Origin of the sequence: Pseudescherichia sp. (assembly GCF_032052675.1) — a bacterium.
Taxonomy (GTDB): Bacteria; Pseudomonadota; Gammaproteobacteria; order Enterobacterales; family Enterobacteriaceae; genus Pseudescherichia.
The window spans coordinates 227,898-253,018 of record NZ_DAMBWA010000005.1; the positions used below are offsets into that span (position 1 = coordinate 227,898).

At 51.9% G+C, this 25,121-nt stretch carries 23 protein-coding genes, 2 tRNA genes and 2 pseudogenes; 19 read left to right on the forward strand and 8 right to left on the reverse strand.

Annotated elements, in window-relative coordinates; genetic code table 11:
- Positions 1-9 precede the first annotated feature (9 nt).
- The 4 genes from RTX96_RS09635 to RTX96_RS09650 all read left to right on the forward strand — a co-directional run bounded on the left by RTX96_RS09635 (position 10) and on the right by RTX96_RS09650 (position 6,077).
- Positions 10-3,753 carry a DUF1983 domain-containing protein gene (locus tag RTX96_RS09635; RefSeq protein WP_312670835.1) on the forward strand — a complete coding sequence of 1,248 codons (3,744 nt, stop codon included), beginning with the start codon at positions 10-12 and terminating at the stop codon, positions 3,751-3,753.
- Complete coding sequence (locus RTX96_RS09640; RefSeq protein WP_312670836.1) at positions 3,753-4,079, forward strand: hypothetical protein; 327 nt, start codon at positions 3,753-3,755, stop codon at positions 4,077-4,079. The genes RTX96_RS09635 and RTX96_RS09640 overlap by 1 nt, the downstream gene beginning before the upstream one ends.
- A gap of 263 nt (positions 4,080-4,342) precedes the next feature.
- On the forward strand, positions 4,343-4,744 hold the full coding sequence (locus RTX96_RS09645; RefSeq protein ID WP_312670837.1) for a hypothetical protein: 402 nt from the start codon (positions 4,343-4,345) through the stop codon (positions 4,742-4,744).
- A gap of 61 nt (positions 4,745-4,805) precedes the next feature.
- The gene (locus tag RTX96_RS09650) at positions 4,806-6,077 is read left to right on the forward strand and encodes a phage tail protein (protein ID WP_312670838.1); all 1,272 of its coding nucleotides are present in this window, start codon (positions 4,806-4,808) and stop codon (positions 6,075-6,077) included.
- 195 nt (positions 6,078-6,272) lie between these two features.
- Here RTX96_RS09650 and wcaA read toward each other — a convergent pair whose 3' ends face one another.
- The gene (gene wcaA, locus RTX96_RS09655) at positions 6,273-7,163 is read right to left on the reverse strand and encodes a colanic acid biosynthesis glycosyltransferase WcaA (protein WP_312670865.1); all 891 of its coding nucleotides are present in this window, start codon (positions 7,161-7,163) and stop codon (positions 6,273-6,275) included.
- A gap of 36 nt (positions 7,164-7,199) precedes the next feature.
- Positions 7,200-7,478: pseudogene (locus RTX96_RS09660) on the reverse strand (pentapeptide repeat-containing protein); the annotation flags it as partial.
- Between the two features lie 325 nt (positions 7,479-7,803).
- On the opposite strand from RTX96_RS09660, the pseudogene RTX96_RS09665 reads away from it, so the two are divergent.
- The 8 genes and pseudogenes from RTX96_RS09665 to RTX96_RS09700 all read left to right on the forward strand — a co-directional run.
- A pseudogene (locus tag RTX96_RS09665) lies at positions 7,804-7,902 on the forward strand (DUF4113 domain-containing protein); the annotation flags it as partial.
- 427 nt (positions 7,903-8,329) lie between these two features.
- Positions 8,330-8,698, forward strand: coding sequence for a Fe-S cluster assembly scaffold SufA (sufA, locus tag RTX96_RS09670; protein ID WP_103820840.1), 369 nt, complete (start codon positions 8,330-8,332; stop codon positions 8,696-8,698).
- A gap of 8 nt (positions 8,699-8,706) precedes the next feature.
- Positions 8,707-10,206: a Fe-S cluster assembly protein SufB gene (gene sufB, locus RTX96_RS09675; protein ID WP_103820841.1), complete on the forward strand. Its 1,500-nt coding sequence runs from the start codon at positions 8,707-8,709 to the stop codon at positions 10,204-10,206.
- Positions 10,207-10,223: 17 nt separating this feature from the next.
- A complete protein-coding gene (gene sufC, locus RTX96_RS09680; RefSeq protein ID WP_312670839.1) occupies positions 10,224-10,970 on the forward strand; it encodes a Fe-S cluster assembly ATPase SufC in 747 nt (248 codons plus the stop codon).
- Entirely contained in the window at positions 10,945-12,216 is a 1,272-nt protein-coding gene (gene sufD, locus RTX96_RS09685) for a Fe-S cluster assembly protein SufD (RefSeq protein ID WP_312670840.1), read from the forward strand. The genes sufC and sufD overlap by 26 nt, the downstream gene beginning before the upstream one ends.
- Positions 12,213-13,433 carry a cysteine desulfurase SufS gene (sufS, locus tag RTX96_RS09690; RefSeq protein WP_312670841.1) on the forward strand — a complete coding sequence of 407 codons (1,221 nt, stop codon included), beginning with the start codon at positions 12,213-12,215 and terminating at the stop codon, positions 13,431-13,433. Before sufD ends, sufS begins: the two co-directional genes overlap by 4 nt.
- Positions 13,434-13,446: 13 nt before the next feature.
- Positions 13,447-13,863 (forward strand): cysteine desulfuration protein SufE, encoded by a 417-nt coding sequence (sufE, locus tag RTX96_RS09695; protein WP_042394762.1) that lies wholly within the window; start codon positions 13,447-13,449, stop codon positions 13,861-13,863.
- Positions 13,864-13,962: 99 nt separating this feature from the next.
- Positions 13,963-14,982: a L,D-transpeptidase family protein gene (locus RTX96_RS09700; protein WP_312670842.1), complete on the forward strand. Its 1,020-nt coding sequence runs from the start codon at positions 13,963-13,965 to the stop codon at positions 14,980-14,982.
- 69 nt (positions 14,983-15,051) lie between these two features.
- On the opposite strand, the gene RTX96_RS09705 is transcribed toward RTX96_RS09700, so the two are convergent.
- Both RTX96_RS09705 and pykF read right to left on the reverse strand, forming a co-directional pair.
- A complete protein-coding gene (locus tag RTX96_RS09705) occupies positions 15,052-15,288 on the reverse strand; it encodes a major outer membrane lipoprotein (protein ID WP_007374746.1) in 237 nt (78 codons plus the stop codon).
- Positions 15,289-15,596: 308 nt separating this feature from the next.
- Positions 15,597-17,009, reverse strand: a complete 1,413-nt coding sequence (gene pykF, locus RTX96_RS09710; protein ID WP_103820847.1) for a pyruvate kinase PykF — start codon at positions 17,007-17,009, stop codon at positions 15,597-15,599.
- A 515-nt stretch (positions 17,010-17,524) separates the two neighbouring features.
- On the opposite strand from pykF, the gene RTX96_RS09715 reads away from it, so the two are divergent.
- Positions 17,525-17,887, forward strand: a complete 363-nt coding sequence (locus RTX96_RS09715; protein ID WP_103820848.1) for a D-Ala-D-Ala carboxypeptidase family metallohydrolase — start codon at positions 17,525-17,527, stop codon at positions 17,885-17,887.
- An 82-nt stretch (positions 17,888-17,969) separates the two neighbouring features.
- On the opposite strand, the gene RTX96_RS09720 is transcribed toward RTX96_RS09715, so the two are convergent.
- Positions 17,970-18,821: a LysR family transcriptional regulator gene (locus tag RTX96_RS09720; protein WP_103820849.1), complete on the reverse strand. Its 852-nt coding sequence runs from the start codon at positions 18,819-18,821 to the stop codon at positions 17,970-17,972.
- Positions 18,822-19,066: 245 nt separating this feature from the next.
- Between RTX96_RS09720 and RTX96_RS09725 the strand changes: the two genes are divergently transcribed.
- The 3 genes from RTX96_RS09725 (at position 19,067) to RTX96_RS09735 (ending at position 20,558) form a co-directional block, all read left to right on the forward strand.
- Complete coding sequence (locus RTX96_RS09725) at positions 19,067-19,459, forward strand: putative holin (RefSeq protein ID WP_103820850.1); 393 nt, start codon at positions 19,067-19,069, stop codon at positions 19,457-19,459.
- Positions 19,456-19,743, forward strand: a complete 288-nt coding sequence (locus tag RTX96_RS09730) for a phage holin family protein (RefSeq protein ID WP_103820851.1) — start codon at positions 19,456-19,458, stop codon at positions 19,741-19,743. Before RTX96_RS09725 ends, RTX96_RS09730 begins: the two co-directional genes overlap by 4 nt.
- Before the next feature lie 188 nt (positions 19,744-19,931).
- Positions 19,932-20,558 (forward strand): hypothetical protein, encoded by a 627-nt coding sequence (locus tag RTX96_RS09735; RefSeq protein ID WP_312670843.1) that lies wholly within the window; start codon positions 19,932-19,934, stop codon positions 20,556-20,558.
- Positions 20,559-20,693: 135 nt separating this feature from the next.
- Here the strand turns inward: RTX96_RS09735 and RTX96_RS09740 are convergent, their stop codons facing one another.
- Positions 20,694-21,173 carry a GNAT family N-acetyltransferase gene (locus tag RTX96_RS09740; RefSeq protein WP_312670844.1) on the reverse strand — a complete coding sequence of 160 codons (480 nt, stop codon included), beginning with the start codon at positions 21,171-21,173 and terminating at the stop codon, positions 20,694-20,696.
- Positions 21,174-21,421: 248 nt separating this feature from the next.
- A tRNA-Asn gene (locus tag RTX96_RS09745) sits at positions 21,422-21,497 on the reverse strand.
- A 203-nt stretch (positions 21,498-21,700) separates the two neighbouring features.
- Between RTX96_RS09745 and RTX96_RS09750 the strand changes: the two genes are divergently transcribed.
- Both RTX96_RS09750 and RTX96_RS09755 read left to right on the forward strand, forming a co-directional pair.
- Entirely contained in the window at positions 21,701-23,137 is a 1,437-nt protein-coding gene (locus RTX96_RS09750) for an EmmdR/YeeO family multidrug/toxin efflux MATE transporter (protein WP_103820854.1), read from the forward strand.
- Positions 23,138-23,258: 121 nt separating this feature from the next.
- Positions 23,259-23,334, forward strand: a tRNA-Asn gene (locus tag RTX96_RS09755).
- A 182-nt stretch (positions 23,335-23,516) separates the two neighbouring features.
- Here RTX96_RS09755 and RTX96_RS09760 read toward each other — a convergent pair.
- Positions 23,517-24,410, reverse strand: coding sequence for a LysR substrate-binding domain-containing protein (locus RTX96_RS09760; protein WP_312670845.1), 894 nt, complete (start codon positions 24,408-24,410; stop codon positions 23,517-23,519).
- Between the two features lie 111 nt (positions 24,411-24,521).
- Here RTX96_RS09760 and RTX96_RS09765 point away from each other — a divergent pair, with 111 nt between their 5' ends.
- Positions 24,522-25,103 carry a nuclear transport factor 2 family protein gene (locus RTX96_RS09765; protein WP_312670846.1) on the forward strand — a complete coding sequence of 194 codons (582 nt, stop codon included), beginning with the start codon at positions 24,522-24,524 and terminating at the stop codon, positions 25,101-25,103.
- The last annotated feature ends 18 nt before the right edge of the window (positions 25,104-25,121 follow it).

The window sequence follows — 25,121 nt, forward strand, 5'->3', positions numbered from 1 at the left end:
GGTGGCGTTATGTCTTCAGGCGGCGGCAAAGCCAGCACTCCTAAACTCCTCGACGATAATCTCAAATCCAAACAGTTTTACCAGGTGCTGGATCTCATCGGCGAGGGGCCAATTTACGGCCCGGTGGATCAGGAGCACCTGTCCTCTTTCATGGTGAACAAAACGCCAGTTACCGACGCCCGCGGCAATATCAGCATTCCTGGCATTAGTGTTGCCTGGCGACCAGGTTCAGAGTTTCAGAGCCCGATTAATGGCTTTGCAGCAGTCCAGGCATCAACCATCGTTAATGCGGATGTAACTTTCGATACGCCGCTGGTGCGAACCGTCAGCGATTCTGACGTGACCCGTGTACGCCTGAATATCGGTGTTACCGGGCTGGTGCAGCAGGACACCAAGGGCAATCAGCAAAATAGCACTGTCACCATGGTGATTGAAACCCGCACGGCTAACGGCGCGTGGGATATTCAAAAGACGGTAAGCATCACCGGCAAGATCTCCGGGGAATACCTGGAAGCACATGTTATCGATGCTCCGGACGTTAAACCGTTCGATATCCGTGTCCGCCGCATCACTCCGGATAGCGTCAGTGACCTGCTGGCTAACGGCACCATCTGGAACAGCTACACCGAAATCACCGACGACAATCTGTCGTATCCGTTCTCGGCCATGGTTGGGGCAGTAATCGACCGTGACCAGTATACCGATACACCAAACCGCACCTATCACCTGCGCGGCCTGATCGTCGATGTGCCGGATAATTACGATCCAGTTACCCGCACCTATTCCGGGCTGTGGCTGGGTGGCTTCAAAAAGGCATGGACCAATAACCCCGCATGGATTTTCCGCGAACTGGTGAAAAACGAACGATTTGGCCTGGCCCGGCGAGCCGGTTATATAGATGTCGATGACGGCATGTTGTACGTTCTTTCGCAGTATTGCGACCAACTGGTAAACGACGGCTATGGTGGGCTTGAACCGCGCCTGACGCTTAATGCCTATGTGACCGAACAAATCAGCGCACGCGAGTTGCTGGATAAAATCGCGGGCATGTTCCGCGGTATTGCGCTGTGGGATGGCTTGCGCCTCACGGTTATGCTGGACGCGCCGCAGGATCCGATCGCCACCATCGCAAACGCTAACGTCGTTGACGGCAAATTTACTCGCAGTTCCGTTAAACGCTCTGAAAAATATAATGCCGTGGTGGTCTCCTGGACTGATCCGGATAACGGCTGGGAACAGGTGAAGGAGTACGTTTCTGACGATGACGAGATCGCCCGGGGCATATATAACGAGACCACGCTGGAGGCGTTTGGCTGCACGTCCCGCGGCCAAGCCTGGCGCGCCGGGAAATGGCTACTTGAAACGGCAAAGCGGGAGAGCAGCCGCTTAACATTCCAGATGGCGCGCGACGCCATTGGGTTCACGCCCGGCGATATTGTTGAGATCATGGATAACAACTATGCCGGAACCCGCTTGGGTGGGCGCATTATCGGCCATTCAGGGAAAATAATCTCCGTTGATGCTGACGTTTCTGAGCTGGTATCGCCGGGCGACAGCATGTCGATTATGGATCGCACCGGGAAAATGGGCAGGCATGAGATCGCCAGCGTCGCCGGGCGCAACATTACCCTGCGCAATGCGCCCGCCTGGGTACGTGACGGCACCGTTTTTGCGATCTCCACCAGCGAGGTATCGGTCCGGTTATTCCGAATCCTCAGCATCGCCGAGACGGAGAACAACTCCGTTTACAGCATCACCGCTGGGCAGCATGACCCGAACAAACAGGCCATTGTTGACGATGGTGCAGTGTTTGATATCCCGAATGACACCCTGAACGGGTACCGGGTACCGAACATTGAAAACCTGCGCATCCTGAATACCAACAGCGAGACCGTGCAGGTTACCGCCACGTGGGAAACGGCTACCACCACCAAAAAGCTGGTGTTTGAGCTCTGTGTTTATAACGAGGCTGGTGCGGTTGTGGCGCAGTACGAAACCGACCAGTTTCGCTATGAGTTCTACGGCCTGAATGCCGGGAGCTACACGCTGGGTGTGCGTGGCCGCAACGAGAACGGGATGAAGGGGGCCGAGACGCAGGTTAGCCTGATTATCGGCGCGCCGCGCCCGCCTAACTCTGTTCAGTGGATCCCGGGGCCGCTCCAGGCGACGCTGGTACCGGTTATGTCGGTCACTGCCACTACGGATACTTCCTTCGAGTTCTGGTACGCCGGGGAAACGCCAGTACCACCAACTGTCGATATCGAAAACAGCACGCAGTTTCTTGGCCGGGGGTATCAGTGGACCATCCAGCAGCTGAAATTTGATCACACCTACTACGTGTACGTCCGCACCCGTAACGCCTTTGGCGTGTCTGATTTTGTTGAGGCCTCGGGTAAACCAACCGACGATTTCAGTGATATCACTGACGCTATCCTGGATCAGATTGCAGAGACTGAACTCTTCAAGGACCTGATCGAGAACGCCGTAAACAGCAACCAGACCATCGCCGACATGGCTGCATCTATTGCAGATAATGCCGACCAGCTGGCGGCCGCTGTCGGCGCAACCCGGGAAACCGCCGAGGGGATTATCCAGAATGCTCTTGCGATCTCCGAGGTGGCGTTCCGGCAGTCTGCCCAGCAGGGTGCTAACTCCGCTCAGTTTGAGCAGCTGCGCGAGGTGATCGCGATGGAAACTGAGGCGCGGGTTACCGATGTCACCCGCCTAGATGCGGAAACCGAAGCTAACGCGGCAGGCATTACCGAAGTGCGCCAGGCGCTGGCCAGTGAAACGGAGGCGCGGGCAACGGCGGTTAATCAGCTTACTGCAGCCACTAAAACAGCTTCAGAAAAAGCTGGCGCGGCAGTGGAGGAGTCCGCAAAGAATACCGCGGCGATCACCGAGCTCGATCAGGTGGTCACGACGCTGGACAGCTCTACTGCCTCACGTTTCGAGGAGATCACCGGCAAAACGGATACTGCCAGTGGCGGGGTACAGAACACGGCGATCGCGCTGATTCAGAGCACCCTGGCGAACGTCAACCTGCAGCAGCGCCTGAGCGTGCAGTACGGTGATAATAAAGCCGGGATTACGCGCATTGACAACGTGATGGCCGATGCCAGCCGTGCCGTCAGTGAGTCGCTGAAAACGCTGGACGCAGCGGCAGGCGGCGGAACGTCTAACGTCACCGACCTGGCCAGAACGCTGGCTGATTTCTCGTCAGTCTCGGCGCAGAAAATCAACTCGATGACGGTGACCCTGAACGGGCAGACGGCGGCGATCACCCAGAACGCCCAGGCCACAGCGGACCTCAGCGGCAACATCAACGCGATGTACAACATCAAAGTCGGTGTTTCCAGTAACGGCATGCTCTACGCAGCGGGTATGGGGATCGGTGTACAGAACAGCCCCAGCGGGATGCAGTCACAGGTGGTGTTCCTCGCTGATAGGTTTGCGGTTATGACGCAGGTTGGCGGTGCTGTCACCCTGCCGTTTGTTATCCAGAACGGGCAGACATTTATCCGCGACTCGTTCATCCAGGACGGAACGATCACCAACGCCAAAATCGGCGCATTCATCCAGTCCAATAACTATGTGCCGGGATCGTATGGATGGCGTCTGGATAAGGGGGGCACGTTTGAGAACTATGGCAGCGATGCGACCGGCGCTATGAAGCAGACCAACACCACCATCAGCATCAGGGACGCAAACCGTCTGCGGGTACAGATCGGCAAAATTACGGGGGTATTCTGATGGCACTGGGGATTCAGGCATGGGGGGTCCAGACGTGGGATGCCAACAGTAACCCGAATAACTACGGGCTGGTGCCGATAAGCGTTCTGGGTTTTTTTTCAGTGGCTGCCGGACAGCAGTCAGGCGCGGCGAGCTATGTGGTCCCTGCCGGGTTTCGCATGGAGTTTATGCAGGTAACTGCCAGCGACAGCTACACTACTGCGCGCCGCACCATAACCGTGTCAGGAGGCACTATCACCGTGGGCGCGGCGGCAGACAATAACTTCGGTGCCGGTACCTATCCGGCGATTAACGGCTTCGTTATTGCTTATCTGAGGGCTGCTTAATGGACTGGGGAGCACTACTTGTAACTGAGAGCGGCGCACCGTTTATCACGCCGCAGTCAATACCGCTGGCGATGTACAGCAAAAAAAGCGCTGGCATATCTGGCTCTGCCGGTTCGGTCACAACTATTTCACAGACGTTTCCCTCCGGCAGGCCTGTTATCCCGTTCGTATACTCGACCACTAACTGTGTTGTCAGTTACACAGTAGGCGGGAATGTCTGCACCGTAACGTTCCGCAACTCAACGGCAGCCGGTACAGCATACGTGTACTTTTTCACGATTTTCGAACAGCCGTTGCCGGACTGGGGGATTGCCATCTGGGACGAGCAGGGCGTGTGCATTCTGACAAACGAGACACGGGTACTTACTGACGTGCAGGCGGTCGGCACTAACGGCAGTGACAGCGCCGGTTTTTCGATTAATACCACGCTGCCCGGTAAATTTGGCATCGTTCCGTCAATGTCCGGCCTGGCGACAGGTGTCATCCTCGACGGGGGAACGCGACCTTGGTCCTCGCAATACAGCTTCTCTGCCGTTTTCAATGGAGGCACCACCCAGATCGCACAGGCTACTACCGGGGGCACTGCCGGAAGTGGGGTATCTAACCTTGTCTACCACAACATGAAAAACAGCGTTTATGCGCTTAACCTCGCTAACTACGACTGACAGCTAATCACATTCCACAGCAGACCCGCCGCGAGCGGGTTTTTTATTGTCCGGAGAACACATGATTTACACCACTGGCACGATCGCCGGCAGCGGCAACACACTCACTGGTACCGGCACTAATTTCACCGCAGCGGGCACGCTGATCCGCAACGGTTGTACTGTAATCGTACTGACCAGCCCACCTCAGGCATTCCAGATCACCGGCGTTACCAGCGCCACGCAGCTGGCGGTGTCGCCCGCAGTTAACCCCGCCATCCCGGCAGGTACCCGTTACGCGATCCTGCTCAGCGATTCGTTAAGCGTTGACGGCCTGGCGCTGGATATTGCTGAGACGTTCGGCATGTATCAGCGCTACATGGGCGGGTTTGCTGACGTAGTGCAGTCCAGCGGCATCGTGACGATCACCATCAATGGTAAACCTGTCACCGTGCCGGGCCTACAATCAGTCGTTCAGAAAGACTCGACCGGAACGGTGCCGGTTTCTCTTGGCGGTACCGGCGCGCCGACTGCTGCGGGAGCCCGAAAAAACCTGGGGCTGGGTAGCGCGGCTCTGGCTGATATTGGTCTGAATAACGGTGACGTCATGACGATGGGCGGTTCCAACTACTGGAACGCCATCAGGATCTCATCGGTATTCGATTACAATACTGTTTCAGCGTTCCTGTCGACGTATCAGCAAACGCCATCATTCCCCGGAACAGGGCAGGGTACGATTATTAATACGGCTATGGAATCGAACAATAAATATGGTTCCCGCTGGATTGGTGACTCCTCAGGCGTGCCTTATTTCCAGGCAAAAATAAATGATGTCCTTTCCGACACTTATAAAATCTGCGCGATCGGCAAAACGGTCACAGCCGACGCAAATGGATTTATTAAGTTGTCCTCTCCTGTCATAAAACTATTCACTGATGGCACATGCGAAGCGAACGAAGAAGCCGAAGGCGTAACTGCTACTCGCGCGTCAGTTGGCGTATACAAGGTAACAGGATCCGCCGGGCTAAATAGCGACGGTATCTGGACCATCGAAATTCCACAGGACCTCAACGGCAACAGGCTTTGTTTTGTTGACGTTAAGACAACTAAAAGCGGGGTGATAACGCTATCCGTATTTAGACGTCGTTTCGACATCGATACAGCAATGGTGGTTGCAGGTGAGCCGATGGATATTCCTGACGGGCGCTGGCTGGATCTGCGTCTCGATATGCCAGCTAATTCTGTGTATAACCAGAAGCGCCTGGCAGCAGAGGCGGCAATGGCTGAAGCCGAGGCGCTGGCAATAAAAGACGCTGAAAATACAGATCAAAGTATTAACTCTGATAATCAATAGGCCGCACTGCATAAAAACTCTTTAAGTATAACCCCCTGGATAACTCATCAGACCCTGCATAAGCAGGGTCAACGGCAGCTATGAGCGAAAGGCGGAAGTTATGATTTATCGTAAATAACCTGCATCTGAACTTTCTAATTAAACGTGGATTTCTCCAACGACAGTCCACGTAAAGGCTTTCATCATATGTAAACGCTAAAACTTTCTGTTCCGAAAGCTGGAATACATCATCAGATATCTTTTAAGATTGCGAAGCGTCATCAGCTTTATCAGCGTTCGTAAGCTCATGTTTTTGTTGCGGATATAGTACAGAGTAAACAGCTGATATTTTTTACTGGATGCATTTAGTTTGCATTTATGTTTCCGGTAAAAATCAAGATAGCCTGCAAACTTTCGTCCTGAGCAGGTGATACGGGCTTCACCATGATTGACATAGAGCACCTGTGTGATGTCATCCAGTTTGAAAGGATCACCATACGTTTCTGCCAGCCGGTAAAATGCATCATAATCCTGAGCAGCACTCAACTTCTCGTCGAACAGTGTTTGCCTCAGACGGTCGGTTAATGTCAGCATCTGATTACCAATTATATTTCTCTTATCAAACAGGCTCTTTCTGTAAGCAGGTTTCGGATACGTCTGTAATTCACTTATATGGTGATAGCCCCTACTGTCGCAGATGTAATCATTGGCATACAAAAAACCGTGTTGCTCGAGTTTATATTGAAAAGTAAGAAAGGAAGAGAGACGGGTAGGCAACCATTCATCATCATCATCCAGGCCAGTAATTAAATCACCTCGTGCAATTTTTATTGCCTGATTCCGGACAGCACAGGCACCGGAATTAAATTCATTACGAATATACGTAATTCGCGGATCATTAATATCTTTAATAAATGCCTGCAACTGCTGAAAGGATGAGGAAAAATCATCAATAATAATGAGTTCCCAATGCGAGTAATCTTGTTTAAGAACCGACTGTATAGCACGAATCGTCAGTGTTTCACGATTCCATGTGGGCATATAAACAGATATGAGAGGCTGGGAGGAAAGTGTAACATTCCTTGTGCGCTCACATTCTGTAGGCACACCAGTAAAAGTGGAGGCGTTGACATCACTTCCGGAAAAGTCAACACCAGTGCAGTCCGCATGCTGGAAAATGGCCCCTTCTGTTTTACAGTGACTCATATTTGCTCCCTTAAGCTTGGCATATGAAAAATCAGCACCACGCAGATCGCTGAACGAAAGATCGCTCCCGATGAAATTTATACTTCGCAAGTTGAGGCCCTGGAGATCCATGAATCGTAGGTCTGCGCCTGACATATCCAGTTGAGGGTGAGGATTTTTCAGAGCATTGCTGTGATAGCTCAGCAGTTTTCTTTGAATTTTTTTCTTGCTGTTCATGTTTAACTTACTGTAAGTACATATTACAAACCATGAACACAGTTAAACACTCTTATTACCCTCCAGCAATCAAGGGCATTCATTTTCAGAAATATGCTATAGACCCGCCGACGCATAGTTACATCTTTTCACTAAATCTTTCTAATTGTATGGCAAAATAATCATCTGTGAGTTGAGGGTGTCAGGTCAAAAACAGGGCGTAATTCCGAGTTCATATGCTCTCGCAGACTAATAAATTGTGAGATTAGAACGCCCGCTTATGGCACATAACCGATACCCACTTATTAGCTTTTTTAAGTTGAGCGCGGCGCATTTGGGCTTATACGGGCAGAGGATCCAGCAAGCCTGGCAGATGAAGCGTGAAATGCTCTCGCCGCGCTACACGATGCGGTGGCCGGATGTGCTGCTTGTACGTGCCCAGTAAGATTGTTTTGACAGAGAATTTTGGGGGCATATTGGGGGCATGGAACGCTCTAGGGACACATTTAGGGACACGAAATTGTCCTCATATGTCCTTGTATGTCCGACATGTGCAGGTACTAACTTTATGAAAAGTTTATAACTTCATGTTTTAGCGTTTTTTTTGCTGCTAATCGCATAAATAGGCATTGCCTATACATGTTTCATTTTTGTTATCAAATGGCGAGTGTTGCTCGTTAAAAAACAGTTTTTTCAACGACTTGCTATCAAAAATCCTTTCCTGTTAACCCTAGCAGCAGGGTCTATGCTTAATAGAAGTGTGCAAATTGGGCGATTAACGCGAATAACCCTGCGGATTAGAGGTTGAAGTGATAATCATTATCACTAACATAGCGTTATGTCCTTCTGACGTAATCATGTGAGGTATACCTATGGAATTGCATTCAGGGACTTTCGATCCAAACAATCCGGGCTGGCAAGGGCTAACGTTGACCCCTGCGGCAGCGGAGCATATTCGCGCACTGACCAGCAAGCAGCCGGCGCTGCGCGGCGTTCGCCTGGGTATCAAACAGACGGGCTGCGCGGGTTTCGGCTATGTGCTGGACACCGTGACCGAACCAGCGAAAGACGATCTGCTGTTCGAGCTAGACGGTGCGCGCCTGTATGTTCCTTTGCAGGCCATGCCGTTCATTGATGGAACGACTGTCGACTATGTGCGCGAAGGATTAAACCAGATATTTAAATTTCATAATCCGAAAGCTCAGCACGAGTGCGGCTGTGGTGAAAGCTTTGGGGTATAGGCGGTACTATGTCTCGTAATGTTGAGTCTCATAAAAGTGAAGCAATGGACGATGTCCAGACCTGGTCAGGCCCTCTTAACTATAAAGAGGGTTTCTTTACCCGGTTACAGACCGACGAGATGGCTCACGGCATCAATGAAGATGTCGTGCGGGCCATTTCGGCTAAACGAAATGAACCTGAATGGATGCTTGAGTTCCGCCTGAATGCGTATCGGGCATGGCTGACTATGGAGGAGCCGCACTGGCTCAAGGCGCACTATGACAAGCTCAACTATCAGGATTATAGCTACTACTCTGCGCCATCCTGCGGCAACTGCGACGACACCTGCGCCTCTGAGCCGGGTGCGGTGCAGCAAACCGGTGCCAATGCCTTCCTGACCAATGAAGTAGAAGAGGCGTTTAACCAGCTGGGCGTTCCGGTGCGTGAAGGCCGCGAGGTGGCGGTGGATGCCATTTTCGACTCCGTCTCTGTAGCAACCACCTACCGGGAGAAACTCTCGGAGCAAGGGATCATCTTCTGCTCGTTCGGGGAGGCAATCCACGATCACCCTGAGCTGGTGAAGAAATACCTCGGTACCGTTGTGCCGAGCAACGATAACTTCTTTGCCGCTCTGAATGCCGCCGTGGCCTCTGACGGCACCTTTATCTATGTGCCGAAAGGCGTGCACTGCCCGATGGAGCTCTCAACCTATTTCCGTATTAACGCGGAAAAAACGGGCCAGTTCGAGCGCACCATCCTGGTGGCTGATGAGGGCAGTTACGTCAGCTATATCGAAGGCTGCTCAGCACCGGTGCGCGATAGCTATCAGCTTCATGCTGCGGTAGTCGAGGTGATCATCCATAAAGACGCGGAGGTGAAGTACTCCACCGTGCAGAACTGGTTCCCGGGGGATAACAACACCGGCGGCATCCTGAACTTCGTGACCAAGCGCGCACTGTGCGAAGGTGAGAACAGCAAGATGTCATGGACGCAGTCCGAGACCGGCTCGGCGATCACCTGGAAATATCCCAGCGTTATCCTGCGCGGCGATAACTCCATCGGCGAGTTCTACTCTGTGGCGCTGACCAGCGGCCACCAGCAGGCTGATACCGGCACCAAGATGATCCATATTGGTAAGAACACCAAATCGACCATTATCTCTAAAGGGATCTCGGCGGGGCAGAGCCAGAACAGCTACCGTGGGCTGGTGAAAATCATGCCGACGGCGACCAACGCGCGTAACTTCACCCAGTGTGACTCGATGCTGATTGGACCTGACTGTGGGGCGCACACCTTCCCCTACGTCGAGTGCCGCAATAACAGCGCCCAGCTGGAGCATGAGGCGACCACTTCGCGCATTGGGGAGGATCAGCTCTTCTACTGCCTGCAGCGTGGCATTAGCGAAGAGGATGCAATATCCATGATTGTTAACGGCTTCTGTAAAGATGTCTTCTCCGAGCTGCCGCTGGAGTTTGCTGTAGAAGCACAAAAACTGCTGGCAATTAGTCTTGAACACAGCGTCGGTTAAGGAATAAGGGAATCTCTATGTTAAGTATTAAAGATTTACAGGTATCCGTTGAAGATAAAGAGATCCTGCGCGGTCTGAGCCTTGAGGTACGCCCCGGCGAGGTCCATGCCATTATGGGACCCAACGGCTCCGGTAAAAGTACGCTGTCGGCTACCCTTGCTGGCCGGGAAGACTATGAGGTCACCGGCGGCAGCGTTGAGTTTAAAGGCAAAGATCTGCTGGAGCTGGATCCAGAGGAGCGAGCAGGCGAAGGCGTCTTTATGGCGTTTCAGTACCCGGTGGAGATCCCCGGCGTCAGCAATCAATTCTTCCTGCAAACCGCCCTCAACGCCGTGCGCAAGCATCGTGGACAGGATGAGCTAGACCGCTTTGATTTCCAGGATCTGATGGAAGAGAAGATCAAGCTGCTGAAGATGCCGGAAGATCTGCTCACGCGCTCGGTCAACGTTGGCTTCTCCGGCGGGGAGAAGAAGCGCAATGACATTTTGCAGATGGCGGTGCTTGAACCTGAGCTGTGCATCCTGGATGAAACCGACTCCGGGCTGGATTTTGATGCGCTGAAGATTGTCGCCGATGGCGTGAACTCTCTGCGTGACGATAAACGCGCCTTTATTATTGTGACGCATTACCAGCGTATCCTTGACTATATCAAGCCAGACTACGTGCATGTCCTCTATCAGGGGCGCATTGTTAAATCCGGTGATTTTACGCTGGTCAAACAGCTGGAGGAGCAGGGCTATGGCTGGCTTACCGAACAGCAGTAACGCACTGCAACAGTGGCATCATCTGTTTGAAGCCCGGGGCGGGAACCGCTCTGAGCAGGCCCAGCAGCATCTGCAGCAGATGCTGCGCTTAGGTCTGCCGACGCGTAAGCATGAAGACTGGAAATATACCGCTCTGGACGGGCTGCTGAAGAGCCAGTTTGTCGCGAAAAGCAGTCACATTAGCACTGAGCAGCGCGATGCCCTTGCGCTGCCGCTCGACGCGCTGCGGCTGGTCTTTATCGACGGGCAGTTTGATGCGGATTTAAGTGACAGCCTTGATGGCAGCGGGTATAGCGTGTCGATCAATGACGAGCGTAGTACTTTGCCCGCGCCGGTGCAGTCAGAGGTATTTTTACATCTTACCGAAAGCCTCTCGGCGAGCGTGACGCACATTCGCGTGGCCCGCAACCAACGGCCTTCTAAGCCGCTGCTGCTGATGCACATCACTCAGGGAGTGGACGGTGAGGAGATGAATACCGTTCACTACCGGCACCATCTTGAGCTGGCCGAGGGCGCTGAGGCAACGATCTATGAGCACTATGCCAGCCTGAACGAACGTGGCCATTTTACCGGCTCGCGCCTGACGATGAACGTCGGGGCTAACGCACAGCTGCACCATGTGAAGCTGGCCTTTGAGAATGCGGGCAGCTACCACTTTGCCCATAACGATCTCTTTATGGCGGCTGATGCCACGGCCTGGAGCCACAGCTTCCTGCTCGGCGGAGCCGTGCTGCGGCACAATACCAGCACTCAGCTTAACGGTGAAAATACCACTCTGCGCATCAATAGCCTGGCGATGCCCGTCAATAACGAAGTATGTGATACCCGCACCTGGCTTGAGCACAATAAAGGCTTCTGTAACAGCCGCCAGCTGCATAAAACCATCGTTAGCGACAAAGGCCGAGCGGTATTTAACGGCATGATTAACGTTGCCCAGCATGCAATCAAAACCGATGGGCAGATGACCAACAACAATCTGCTGTTGGGTCGACTAGCGGAGGTGGATACCAAGCCGCAGCTTGAAATCTATGCCGATGATGTGAAGTGCAGCCACGGGGCAACCGTTGGCCGCATCGATGATGAACAGATGTTTTACCTGCGCTCGCGCGGTATCGATCAACAGGCCGCGCAGCAGATGATTATCTATGCCTTTGCCGCTGAACTGACGGAAGCCATCAGTGACGAGGCGCTTAAGCAGCAGGTGCTGAGTCGTATTGGTCAGCGCCTGGCAGGGGGCAACGCATGAGTTATTCCGTGAGCGATGTGCGGGCGGATTTTCCCGTCCTGTCGCGTGAAGTGAACGGCGTGCCGCTGGCCTATCTGGACAGCGCTGCCAGCGCGCAAAAACCGAATCAGGTTATCGACGCCGAGGCCGAGTTCTATCGTCACGGCTATGCCGCTGTACATCGGGGGATCCATACCCTGAGCGCCGAGGCAACGCAGCGGATGGAGAACGTGCGCGCACAGGCGGCCGGTTTCCTCAATGCCCGGACGGCGGAGGAGATTGTCTTTGTCCGCGGCACCACCGAGGCGATCAACCTCGTCGCTAACAGCTGGGGCAGCAGCCAGATCCGCGCCGGGGACAACATCATCATTACGATGATGGAGCACCATGCCAACATCGTTCCGTGGCAGATGCTGTGCGAGCGTACCGGGGCTGAGCTGCGGGTGATCCCGCTCAACGCTGATGGCACATTACAGCTGGACGTCTGGCGCGAGCTCCTTGACGATCGCACGCGTCTGCTGGCAATTACCCAGGTCTCTAACGTACTGGGTACTGAAAACCCTATCGCCGAGATGACCGCGCTTGCCCATCAGCATGGTGCGAAGGTGCTGGTGGACGGTGCGCAGGCGGTGATACACCATAGCGTTGACGTGCAGGCGCTGGACTGCGATTTCTATGCTTTTTCCGCGCACAAACTGTATGGGCCTACCGGCATCGGCATCCTCTATGTCAAAGAGGATATTCTTCAGGCGATGCCGCCGTGGGAAGGGGGCGGGTCAATGATCGCCACCGTCAGCCTGGCGGACGGGACAACCTATGCTCGTGCGCCGTGGCGCTTTGAGGCGGGCACCCCAAATACCGGCGGGATTATCGCCCTCGGCGCGGCCATAGAGTACGTCAGTACGTTGGGCCTCGATAATATTCAGGCTTATGAGCAATCTCTAATGGCCTATGCGCTGGCTGAGATGGCCACCGTACCGGATATCACCCTCTATGGCCCAGCGCAGCGTCAGGGCGTAATCGCATTTAATCTGGGCAAGCACCACGCCTATGACGTAGGTAGTTTCCTCGATAATTACGGCGTGGCGGTGCGCACCGGCCATCACTGTGCAATGCCGCTGATGGCATTTTATAATGTACCGGCAATGTGTCGTGCATCGCTGGCTATTTACAACACCCAGGAAGAGGTGGATCGTCTGGTAGCCGGGCTGAAACGTATTCATCAGCTGCTGGGCTAACAAAGGAGCGGTTATGGCTGAATTACCCGATAAAGAGCGGCTGCTGCGTAACTTTACACGCTGCGCTAACTGGGAAGAGAAATATCTTTATATCATCGAACTGGGTCAGCGCCTGCCCGCCTTGAGCGAACAGGCACACAGCGCAGAGAACACGATTCAGGGCTGCCAGAGCCAGGTCTGGATCGTAATGCAACAGAATGAGAGCGGCATTATTGAGCTTCAGGGTGACAGCGACGCGGCTATTGTAAAAGGGCTGATTGCCGTCGTCTTTATTCTTTACCAGCAGATGACGGCTCAGGATATTGTCGCTTTTGATGTCCGTCCGTGGTTTGAAAAAATGGCCCTCGCCCAGCATTTAACGCCTTCGCGCTCCCAGGGACTGGAAGCGATGATCCGCGCAATTCGTAACAAAGCCGCTAACATTAGCTAAACTGTTTATATAGCTTTCATCCTGTTACGCGAGGTGGATCTCCGCCTCGTGTAATTTTCAGCTTTCTGGCGCTGGGCCAGTGAATACGGGAACCTCAGTATGAAACGCGCGTCTCTAATAACAGTGAGTCTTGTCAGCGCTTTTAGCGCTATTCAAACTGCCCACGCAGCGGACTATTTACTGCCGCCGCCGGGTAGTCGTCTTATTGGTCAAAATCAGACCTACACCGTGCAGCCTCAGGATCGTAACCTGCAGGCAATAGGCCGTCACTTCGACACGCCCGCAATGCTGCTTATTGAAGCAAATAACACCATTGCACCGGTGCCGAAGCCGGGAACGGAGATGACAATTCCTACCCAAATGCTGCTGCCCGATACGCCGCGGGAAGGTATTGTCATCAACCTGGCCGAGCTGCGGCTCTACTTCTATCCGCCGGGTGAAAACAGCGTGCAGGTCTACCCTATCGGTATAGGCCAGCAGGGGCTTGAAACGCCCGTTACGCTGACCCGGATTAGCCAGAAGATACCTAACCCCACCTGGACCCCGCCTGCGGGCATACGGGCGCGCTCGCTTGCCAAAGGCATTACGCTTCCCGCCGTTGTGCCTGCGGGGCCAGGTAACCCGCTGGGACGCTTTGCGCTGCGTTTGGCAGAGGGGAGGGGGGAGTACCTCATACATGGAACCAACGCCCCTGACAGCGTCGGGCTCCGCGTTAGCTCCGGCTGCATCCGAATGGCTGCACCGGATATCCAGGCACTCTTTTCTCAGGCATCCACCGGTATGCCGGTACGCATCATTAATGAGCCAGTGAAGTACTCTGTTGAACCTGACGGTAAACAGTACATTGAAGTGCATCGCCCGCTGTCGCAGCAGCCGGAGGAGAATACGCAAACCGTGCCTATCACCTTAACCGCAACCTTTAGCGACACTATTCGTCAGGCGGGGGGCGATCGGGCAACGGTTGATAAGGCTATGCTGCGTCGTGCAGGCTATCCGGTGAGCGTGCCGGTGGTAAAGAGCGAGTCTGGTCCAGCGGCGGTGCTGTCAGCGCACAACAGCACTTCTTCCGCAGTGACCGGAGCAGGGAGTGAGAGTTCGGGAGAGCTGATAACGCAGTAGTGAAAGAAGCTGATAAATCGCGGGCAAAAAAAATGGCGCACAGTGTGCGCCATTTTATTACAGGAACTCTTACTTACGGTAAGAGTGAGCCTGGTTGTCCAGACGCTGGTTAGCGCGAGCTGCGTCGTCTTTAGCAGCCTGAACGTCAGAACGGATTGCGTTCACGTCGTTGCTCAGCTGGTCAACTTTAGCGTTCAGAGTCTGAACGTCAGAAGACAGCTGGTCGATTTTAGCGTTGCTGGAGCAACCTGCCAGCAGAGTAGAACCCAGGATTACCGCGCCCAGTACCAGTTTAGTACGATTCATTATTAATACCCTCTAGATTGAGTTAATCTCCATGTAGCGTTACAAGTATTACACAAAGTTTTTTATGTTGAGAATATTTTTTTGATGGGAATACACCTAAATTTGATCGTTCGCTCAAAGATGCACCGACTTTAGCGAAAAAGGCAAAAAAGCTGTGTGAAAACAGACCATTTTCATCGGATATATCTTATGAAATACGACGTTAAATAGTCTAATCCGATTTGCATTTCTATTGACAGTGGCTATTGAAGGAATAAAAAAAGCGCCCGTAAGGCGCTTTTATTGCAAATTAATAGAGCTGTTAATAATTACAGTACATGCACGGAAGCAGTATTAGTTGTGCCGCTCGGAACCAGCGCACCGGAAACCATTACGACCACGTCGCCTTTCTGTGCCAGCCCGCTCTCCAGGGCGATCTCTTTACCCTGCAGGTAGAAATCATCAGTGGAGGCAATTTCCTTCACCAGCTGCGCGACAACGCCTTTGCTCAGCACCAGCTGACGAGCGGTCAGTTCATTGGTAGTCAGCGCCAGAATGGTGGCGTCCGGGAAGTATTTACGTACCGCGCGAGCAGATTTACCGCCCTGAGTCGCGACAACGATCAGCGGCGCTTCCAGTTTTTCAGCAGTCTCTACCGCACCACGGCAAACGGCTTCGGTGATGCGCAGCTTACGGCTGTCGTTGTTGAAGTCCAGACGGCTGGTCATCACGCGGTCGGTACGCTCGCAGATGGTTGCCATGATGGTCACCGCTTCCAGCGGGTATTTACCCTTAGCAGATTCACCGGAGAGCATGACGGCATCGGTGCCATCAAGAATGGCGTTGGCCACGTCGCCGGCTTCTGCGCGAGTCGGACGCGGGTTCTTGATCATGGAGTCCAGCATCTGGGTAGCGGTGATGACCACTTTGCGCGCGCGGATACATTTTTCGATCATCATCTTCTGGGCGAAGATAACTTCTTCTACCGGGATCTCAACGCCCAGGTCGCCACGGGCAACCATGATGCCGTCAGAGGCTTCGAGGATTTCGTCGAAGTTATTCAGACCTTCCTGGTTTTCAATCTTGGAGATGATCTGAATGTTCTCACCGCCGTGCGCCTTCAGGTGCTCACGGATTTCAACTACGTCAGAGCGTTTACGGATAAAGGAGGCCGCAACGAAGTCCACGCCTTGCTCACAGCCGAAGATCAGATCCTGCTTGTCTTTCTCGGCAAGGGCAGGCAGGGCGATAGAGACGCCCGGCAGGTTAACGCCTTTATTTTCGCCGAGGTCGCCGTTGTTCAGCACTTTACAAACAACCTTGTTACCTTCGATAGCGGTCACTTCCATACCGATCAGGCCATCGTCGACCAGCACGGTATTACCGACGGAGAGGTCGGTGGTGAAGCCTTCATAGGTCACCGCAACGATGTCGTTGTTACCGACTACGGATTTATCGGTGGTGAAGGTAAAGGTCTGGCCTGCTTTCAGGGAGACGTCGTTGCCGCCTTCCAGCTTGATGGTGCGAATTTCCGGCCCTTTGGTATCCAGCAAAATCGCGGCTTTTTTGCCGGTTTTGCTCATCACGTTGCGCAGATTCTGGATGCGCTGACCGTGTTCTGCATAGTCACCGTGAGAGAAGTTGAGACGCATAACGTTCATACCGGCGTCCAGCATCTTGGTTAACATCTCTTCGGATTCGGTTTTCGGGCCGATGGTGCAAACAATTTTGGTCTTTTTCATGACAGTCTTAGTCTTTAAGTTGTGAAGGATAGGAGAATAGTGCTCCGGGGGCGCACCGCCGCGGAGTCAAACCTGTGTTGCGAAAGTTGCGATGCCACAGCCTAAGGATAGGTGACATCAAAAGAGCGTGCAGAGTAATGTGTGCTTGAGTTTCAGCCCAAAACGGGAGTATGCGATGTGATAGTTGAATTTTACAGTTCAATGAGCTGAAACCATTCAATAGCGACCAGGCAACTATTATACGCTGAAAAAAGAGCAAAAGGAAAATGAAAACAGCGTTTCAAAAAGGTTCTGTGCAGTTTCACAACGAAGTGTGATCAAGGTGTTAAGTCTTCACATACTGATAAAATTTCTCATTAGCAGCGAGTCCAGGCGCTGACGGAGGATTGGTCGCTTTTTGCGCCGTTGCTTTCCAATAAACCGTTTTTCATAACGTTTTTATCATTATCATTTCTCTGTTATTAAGCGCATTTTCATCTTTGTTGAGGAAAGATTTTTTTATCAGGAGAAGATAAATGGGAAATATATCTGCGCACTTTAATCGTAAGGAGTTTGCATGCCACTGCGGCTGTGGGTTTGCAGCCGTGGATAAAAAGCTTAACGAAATTTTGGAGGATGTTCGTGGTTATTTTAATGTGCCGGTGATGATAAATTCAGCGTGCCGCTGTGCGGCTTATAATCAAAAAGTGGGCGGTGCGCAGAAAAGTCAGCACGTCCACGGTCTGGCCGCTGATATTGCGGTGGTAAATATTCCACCGGACACCGTAGCAGACTACCTGGAGCGTATGCACAGCGCTTGCTCGATTGGGCGTTACGACACCTTCACACATATCGATGTGCGTGATACCCCAGCGCGCTGGGATCGGCGCAGCAGATGATGCATAGCAACAGGCGTGGCGTGATCAAGTTTACCGAAGCGAGTGATATACTCGCTTCATGGTCGTCTTAATAGAGAAGGCCTTAGATAAAAATATTTATAATATTCTTAAGTTGCAGCACCAGCTTACTCGCACTCTTCTGCTTACCATGATAGAGATGAATAGTTGGATGGCGGTCTTTGATAGGTAAGTAGACAACGCCATCAACTTTAAACATAGTGGCTATTTTTCTGGTAAGAAATGAACAACCTTTTCCGGAACGAACGTTATAGAGTAGACCTGTCAGGTTAAGATTATGCTCAATGAAGGTGATTTCAGCGAGGTGCTCTTTAGCCATTTGATAAAAACTTCTCTGGAGATAATCAGTTGAGAGATCTTTCCAGATAAATATATTAGTTTTATTATTTCTGGGATGATAGTCATCAGGCATACAGAGCACTATCTCATCACCCTTCCATTTATCAACATCGCAATCCGCATTAGGTGAGATTTCACGTAATGATATAACAATGGTGTTTTTACTCTGTATTTCATCAATATCAGTCAATTTAACAACATAACGTTCACAATTGAATAAAATATTTTCACTTTTCATTGCCATTACGATCTGTTGATAAAGAAGTTCAGGGACGCTGATATCAAAAAGAATCGTAAACGGGCTTTCAGCATGACCAGAACGACACTCGTTCTCGAGAGCCAATATCATTTCGTAGATAGGTTTGCATTTTTGATAATATTCAACTGCTAATTCTGTCGGCTCCAGACTGTTGTAGGTGCGATTAAACAATTTTCCCCCGAGGTAATCTTCAAGTTCAAAAATGGCTTTGCTCAAGGGGGAACGGGTGATACAGAGGGCCTCGGCTGCTTTAGCAAAATTGCGTACCTCCATAGTAACCATAAAGTATTTCATCTTTTTAGCAAGTAATACGCCCATTCGGCTATCTCCAATGATGCTATAAGAGTAGTGTCAAAACGTCGTTCGTACGTCTAAAACTATATTGATTTATGATTGTTATGTCATTGACCTGTCCATTGCTATCGCACAATAAACGTTAAATGGATCAGGATGAGGATTATTTTTGGAATGACTCTACTCATTTTATGAACACTATTACATCGCAATAGCAATATCATCAACTTTGACAGCCTGAGAAAAGGCAGGATTAAGGAGGCGCTGTAATGACTCCCTTAAACATTATCAATGGCCCAAAGCCATCACAGGTCGCAATGATTATGGCTCTTTCAACTATTATTGGCCATGACCCAGATACCTTTATCGCCGCTTTTGCTGGCAGTATCATATTTGTGGTTTCTGCCATCGATTTTGCTATCTGGGCTCGCATTTTACTGTTCGGCGCCTCGATGATTGTCGGTTTAACCTGTTCAGATTTTTGTGCCCAAGTGTTATCACTGCTGAGCGGTAAACTATTTGGTTTAACACTTGATGTCCCTCCTGGGGTTGGTGCTGTGATAGGGGCGGCGGCGGCAGTGCGATTGCTTATGTACTTAAGCACCCGGCCTAAAAAAGTCGGCTCGATTTTTGATCGCAATTTCAGGAAAGATGAGAAATGATTTTATTTTATTATAGCTATATGATTAATATTCTTGTTGCAGGTATGATTATCTCAAAGATCGTTTTTACCTGCGTGGTGCCTGCCTCGCATCACCCCGCCTACTCTTGGGTGACATGGGCTTTAGCTGTGGCTTGCAGTGCGCTCATCGTCTGGATTCTTCAAGGTCATCTTCGGCTAGCCGAGCTGGCGCAAACGGTTATCAACGTTCTATTTTGCATGGCTCTCTTCTCTGCCGATGGCGATGTTGCCTTTTTGATTAAAGGGAAGGATATACATCCGTAATCTGAGTCGTCGGGTTTCTGTTAATAACATTAATAGTAGATCGTGCTGGGGACGGGCTACTTACAGGCGGTTGTTAAAGCAGCGGGAAGGTGTGCTTAATTGATAAATATCACAATGATAATGTGAATTTAAAAGATTAGTGATTTTAAAATATTTACCATTGTTAACAGATAGTGATAGAGGGGAAAATGAATATCAGTCACGATTTGTTTTATCGCAGCGGTCGGGTTCTTAGCTTACATTATGAGGTTTTCAAGGGTGACGATCGCGCGTTGATTAGTATAGTTGAAGATGGGGAACGGTATGATCTCTATTATTGTGACTATCCCATTCAGGATGTACGGTTCGTACAGAATCAGAGTGCGGATGAGATAATGATCTCCTGGCTTGCATGGGTAGACGGCCAGCGCATGCACTCCAGAACCTATTTTCTCAGTTTTGACGATGCGTTTATTGTTCAACGCGTCGATCTGCTTAAAACAACCTATATCGGCAGAGAGAAAAACATCCTGCCAAGGACGCTGCAATTTGAAAATTATTTGCTGTTAGGGCAGGTTAATCTGGTAGAAGGAAGAGTCAGCGTAAGCGTGTATGATATCGATACACTCAGTGAAGTTCTGCCAGTAACCTTAATAGAGGAGTGCATAAGCTATGATTTTTATCATGTACCTGAACGCTGTACAGAAAAATTTTATGTGACGAAAGTTGATCCGCACGAAGCTGCCATTATGTTCTATGATGAATTCGACGAGCGGTGTGTCTATGCCTGTCGAATTGATAGCACAACGCGTATCGGCAGTGGATGTGAACAATGATGTTCTTGTCAAGTTTAAAGCCATAAATGTTGATATATAGGCAATAAATTACGTTGTTTCCCCTGGTTCGTGAATGTCTGACGTTAGCTGATCTTATATAAATGCAGGCCCGCCGCGACGAGCCTGATAATAACCTCAGGCCTCAGCGAAGTTCAATAGTGCATCACCATCGAGGCGGTAACGTACCCACTCGCTTTGAGGCAGTGCGCCGATGCTGAGATAAAAATCGATAGAGGGCTGGTTCCAGTCAAGAACGCTCCACTCCAGGCGGCCGCACTGACGTGTGACTGCGCACTGAGCGATATATTTCAGCAGCGCCTTGCCCGCGCCCTTGCCGCGATATTCTGGTGAGACGTACAGGTCTTCCATATAAATACCGTTACGTCCGAGCCAGGTTGAGTAGCTGGTGAAAAAGACGGCATAGCCTACCGTTTTCCCATCGATTTCGCAGATCAGTGCTTCGGTTTTACTTTCAGCGCCAAACAGCGTTTTACCAATCTCTTCCGGCGTGGTTACCACCTCTTCCGGCGCTTTTTCATACACCGCCAGCTCATAAATCATATCGTAAATCGCGTTCACGTCTGTCGGGCGGGCCTGGCGAATCGTGATACTCATTGTTTTTCCTGTCATATCTGTAAAAGGCAAATGCAGGTGCATAGCATAAACGTTATTCAAAGAATAATTAAGTGCAATGACTCCCCTGGCTGAGAGGACCCTAACGACGCGGATTAGATGGAGTAGCGATAACCGGCAGTGGGTAGTATTGAGGGGGCGAGCGTCAGGTAAGGCGGTGATAATGCGGTTCTGAACGCTGACTCACCGCACAAAGCAAAAAGCCCGCTAAAAGCGGGCTTCTTTAAATTTGGCTCCTCTGACTGGACTCGAACCAGTGACATACGGATTAACAGTCCGCCGTTCTACCGACTGAACTACAGAGGAATCGTGTGAACGCAGCGAATATTAGCGGCTTAAAATTTTTTGTCAAACTTCATTTGAATCAATGTCGTTCGTCTGCTGCTTCTCTCACCACTCTGTTGTTTTTCGCAACAAAATAGCCGCAAAATACTTTGCAGGATCGGCATTTCTCCCTCATCATTTGAAATGAGGTTTCAACTTTCTCTCTCGCACTCTCGCTAAGGTCCATTTTGAACGTCACTGCCGCTCTACGACAGGCCGTCGTGCGCACGTCCTGGTATAAAAAACGTAATAGTTACCGAGTCCTTTTCTGGCGTGAGATCACTCCGCTGGCGGTACCTATCTTTCTGGAGAATACCTGCGTACTGCTGATGGGGGTGCTGAGCACCTTTCTGGTCAGCTGGTTAGGTAAGGAGGCGATGGCGGGCGTCGGTCTTGCCGATAGCTTTAACATGGTTGTGATGGCCTTCTTCGCCGCTATCGACCTGGGGACCACCGTGGTTGTGGCCTTTAGCCTGGGCAAGCGCGACCGACGGCGTGCACGTGCGGCGGCGCGGCAGTCGCTGGTGATTATGACCCTCTTTGCCGCCGTGCTGGCGGCGGTGATCCACTATTTTGGCGCACAAATTATTGACGTTGTTGCAGGAGAGGCGACGCCAGAGGTGAAAGCGCTGGCGCTGACCTATCTGGAGCTGACGGTGCTTAGCTATCCGGCTGCCGCAATTGCGCTTATCGGTAGCGGGGCGTTGCGTGGGGCAGGGAACACCAAAATCCCGTTAATGATTAATGGTGGGATGAACATCCTCAATATCATTATCAGCAGCGCGCTGATCTACGGCGTCTTCTCCTGGCCGGGGATAGGCTTTGCCGGTGCCGGGCTGGGCCTGACCATCTCCCGCTATATTGGCGCGGTGGCCATTATCTGGGTGCTGATGATTGGCTTCAACCCGGCGCTGCGTATTACTCTTAAGAGCTACTTTAAGCCGCTAAACTTTGCCATTGTTTGGGAAGTCATGGGTATCGGTATCCCGGCCAGTATTGAGTCAGTGCTTTTCAACAGCGGCAAGCTGCTGACGCAGATCTTCGTCGCTGGAATGGGAACCAACGTCATCGCCGGTAACTTTATTGCCTTTTCCGTGGCGGCGTTAATCAACCTGCCGGGAAACGCCCTTGGCTCCGCCTCAACGATCATTACCGGTAGACGGCTGGGTAAGGGGCAGATTGGCCAGGCCGAGCGCCAGCTGCGCCATGTTTTTTGGCTATCGACTATTGGCCTGACCGCCATTGCGTGGTTCAGCGCACCGTTTGCAGGCCTGCTGGCCTCGTTCTATACCCCTGAACAGGATGTTCAGGAGGTGGTAAAAGTGCTGCTCTGGCTTAACGCCGCCTTTATGCCTATTTGGGCCGCCTCGTGGGTGTTGCCAGCGGGGCAGAAGGGGGCACGTGACGCGCGTTTTGCGATGTGGGTCTCGATGCTTGGCATGTGGGGCTGCCGCGTGGTGGCAGGTTATACACTTGGCGTAGTATTGGGCATGGGCGTGGTAGGCGTCTGGCTGGGGATGTTCCTCGACTGGGCGGTGCGCGGCGTACTCTTTTACTGGCGTATGGCCAGCGGTCGCTGGCTATGGAAATATCCGCGGGTTAAGCGGCAGGATGTACAGTAAACATCCATGCAGAGCGGATTTTTGTGCGGCTTGGGGAATAATTGGGCAATCGGTCGATTTTTTTAAATCACCCTTTGACAAGGCCACCCCTCGTCGTTAATATTCGCCCCGTTCACACGATTCCTCTGTAGTTCAGTCGGTAGAACGGCGGACTGTTAATCCGTATGTCACTGGTTCGAGTCCAGTCAGAGGAGCCAAATTTTAGTCTCAAGACATCTCAGTGGGTCTTAAGACGTTTTAAAGCAAGTTAGATTGACCCGGCAGTCCAGATAAGGATTGCCGGGTTTTTTGACGTCTATTGTTTTTGGGGCTTAATCGGGGTCTCACGGTTCGTAGAGTGGGCAGTATAATCACGATCAGGGGATTGCCCACTATTTCGCTAGCAGGCAAACCCTATCTTTTCACGCGCGATGGACAGGAAAGCCTTTACCGCGCCGCTATTCTCGATCTTTCGGCTGATCAGCATCAGATTAGCCGACAGTTCCGGGGCATCCAGCGGAAGGTACACCAGCCCCGGAATAGAAATACTCATCAGCGGCTCTGGCACCAGCGCCAACCCTTGTCCTGCGGCCGCCAGGGTGAGGACGCTCAGGGTGCTGGAAGTAAGATGCGCGATCTGGGGCGCCCGGCCCAGTATTCGAGTGAGCGCCGTATAAAGCGGCTCATCGGCGCTGTGAGCATCGTAAAAAATGATCGGCTCATCCGCCACCATAGCCACCGTCAGATAAGGCCGATCGGCCAGCGGATGATCGTCGGCGATAGCCACCAGACGATTCCAGACACCGACCGTTTCAGACAGCAGCCCCGGGGTGTGGAGGTGGCTGTGATCCGGCGTATAACCAATATCGAGTTGACCGGAGAGGATCGCATCCGCCTGTAACAGCGGTGCGACTTCACGCACTACCAATTCGGCATCAGGATAGGCTTTGCGAAACGCCCGCATATCTTTTGTTAGTTTACCGCTGAACACGGCGTTTCCAGCAAAACCGATGCGCACCCGACCGCTTTCGCCGCGTATCGAGCGCTGCACCGCTAGCCGGGCGTTTTCCGCCTGATCCAGCGTGCGCTGCGCCTCTACCTGCAACAGGCGTCCGGCTTCGGTCAGCACGACTTTTCGGCTGGTACGCACAAACAGTGGGCCGCCCAGTTCCTCTTCCAGCGCTTTGATCTGCATACTGAGCGCAGGTGGCACAATATTTAACCGCTCTGCGGCGCGACCAAAATGACCCTCTTCCGCGACAGCGAGAAAATAGCGTAGATGACGCAGCTCCATATACCGCCCTTATTATTCATTTAAACTGAACAATTGGTCAGTTTCATCTACTGGATTTTACCTTTAATAGCCATCAAACTGAAGTTCGTCTCACTCTGGAGTTAATACGCTATGCATACTTATCTGGAAGATCGGCAACAAATAACCGACCTGCTCACGGGATGGATCCATCGCGATCTGGGCGAGTGGGATCAACTGCGCGATCTGTTCCACCCAGACGGCACTATTGAGATCACCTGGTTTGAAGGACTGGCCAGCGATTTTGTGGACGGCTCAATGCGCATGGGCGCATCGGACGCGCGCACCAAACATCTGATCGGCACGCCGGTTGTTACCTTTAATGCCGACGCCACCAAAGCGATCGTCGAAACCAACGCGATGATCATCGCCGAAAACGTGAAGTTGAATATTGGTTGCACTGCCCACAACCGCTTTTACGACATGATTGAGAAACGCAGCGGCACCTGGAAGTTGTTCCACCGCCAGAGTATTTACGATATGGGCAGTTTTACCTTCCCGCTCGGCGTGGTCGATATCGATCAGGAGACGGTAGCGAAGTACCCGCGTGAATACGCGGCGCTTGCCTATCTGCTGGATAAAAGTGGCTTCCCGGTTGATCGCGTTTTCGCAACCCGCGGCAGCGACCTTGAGAAGCAAATGAAGACTGCGGGCCAGCGCTGGCTGGAGGCCTGATCTTAACGATGCTGTGTG

Coding starts and splice junctions, on each gene's coding strand:
- RTX96_RS09635 (WP_312670835.1), top strand. CDS start 10: ATGTCTTCAGGCGGCGGCAAAGCCAGCACTCCTAAACTCCTCGACGAT.
- RTX96_RS09640 (WP_312670836.1), top strand. CDS start 3,753: ATGGCACTGGGGATTCAGGCATGGGGGGTCCAGACGTGGGATGCCAAC.
- RTX96_RS09650 (WP_312670838.1), top strand. CDS start 4,806: ATGATTTACACCACTGGCACGATCGCCGGCAGCGGCAACACACTCACT.
- sufA (WP_103820840.1), top strand. CDS start 8,330: ATGGAATTGCATTCAGGGACTTTCGATCCAAACAATCCGGGCTGGCAA.
- sufB (WP_103820841.1), top strand. CDS start 8,707: ATGTCTCGTAATGTTGAGTCTCATAAAAGTGAAGCAATGGACGATGTC.
- sufC (WP_312670839.1), top strand. CDS start 10,224: ATGTTAAGTATTAAAGATTTACAGGTATCCGTTGAAGATAAAGAGATC.
- sufD (WP_312670840.1), top strand. CDS start 10,945: ATGGCTGGCTTACCGAACAGCAGTAACGCACTGCAACAGTGGCATCAT.
- sufS (WP_312670841.1), top strand. CDS start 12,213: ATGAGTTATTCCGTGAGCGATGTGCGGGCGGATTTTCCCGTCCTGTCG.
- sufE (WP_042394762.1), top strand. CDS start 13,447: ATGGCTGAATTACCCGATAAAGAGCGGCTGCTGCGTAACTTTACACGC.
- RTX96_RS09700 (WP_312670842.1), top strand. CDS start 13,963: ATGAAACGCGCGTCTCTAATAACAGTGAGTCTTGTCAGCGCTTTTAGC.
- RTX96_RS09705 (WP_007374746.1), bottom strand. CDS start 15,288: ATGAATCGTACTAAACTGGTACTGGGCGCGGTAATCCTGGGTTCTACT.
- pykF (WP_103820847.1), bottom strand. CDS start 17,009: ATGAAAAAGACCAAAATTGTTTGCACCATCGGCCCGAAAACCGAATCC.
- RTX96_RS09715 (WP_103820848.1), top strand. CDS start 17,525: ATGGGAAATATATCTGCGCACTTTAATCGTAAGGAGTTTGCATGCCAC.
- RTX96_RS09720 (WP_103820849.1), bottom strand. CDS start 18,821: ATGGGCGTATTACTTGCTAAAAAGATGAAATACTTTATGGTTACTATG.
- RTX96_RS09725 (WP_103820850.1), top strand. CDS start 19,067: ATGACTCCCTTAAACATTATCAATGGCCCAAAGCCATCACAGGTCGCA.
- RTX96_RS09730 (WP_103820851.1), top strand. CDS start 19,456: ATGATTTTATTTTATTATAGCTATATGATTAATATTCTTGTTGCAGGT.
- RTX96_RS09735 (WP_312670843.1), top strand. CDS start 19,932: ATGAATATCAGTCACGATTTGTTTTATCGCAGCGGTCGGGTTCTTAGC.
- RTX96_RS09740 (WP_312670844.1), bottom strand. CDS start 21,173: ATGAGTATCACGATTCGCCAGGCCCGCCCGACAGACGTGAACGCGATT.
- RTX96_RS09760 (WP_312670845.1), bottom strand. CDS start 24,410: ATGGAGCTGCGTCATCTACGCTATTTTCTCGCTGTCGCGGAAGAGGGT.
- RTX96_RS09765 (WP_312670846.1), top strand. CDS start 24,522: ATGCATACTTATCTGGAAGATCGGCAACAAATAACCGACCTGCTCACG.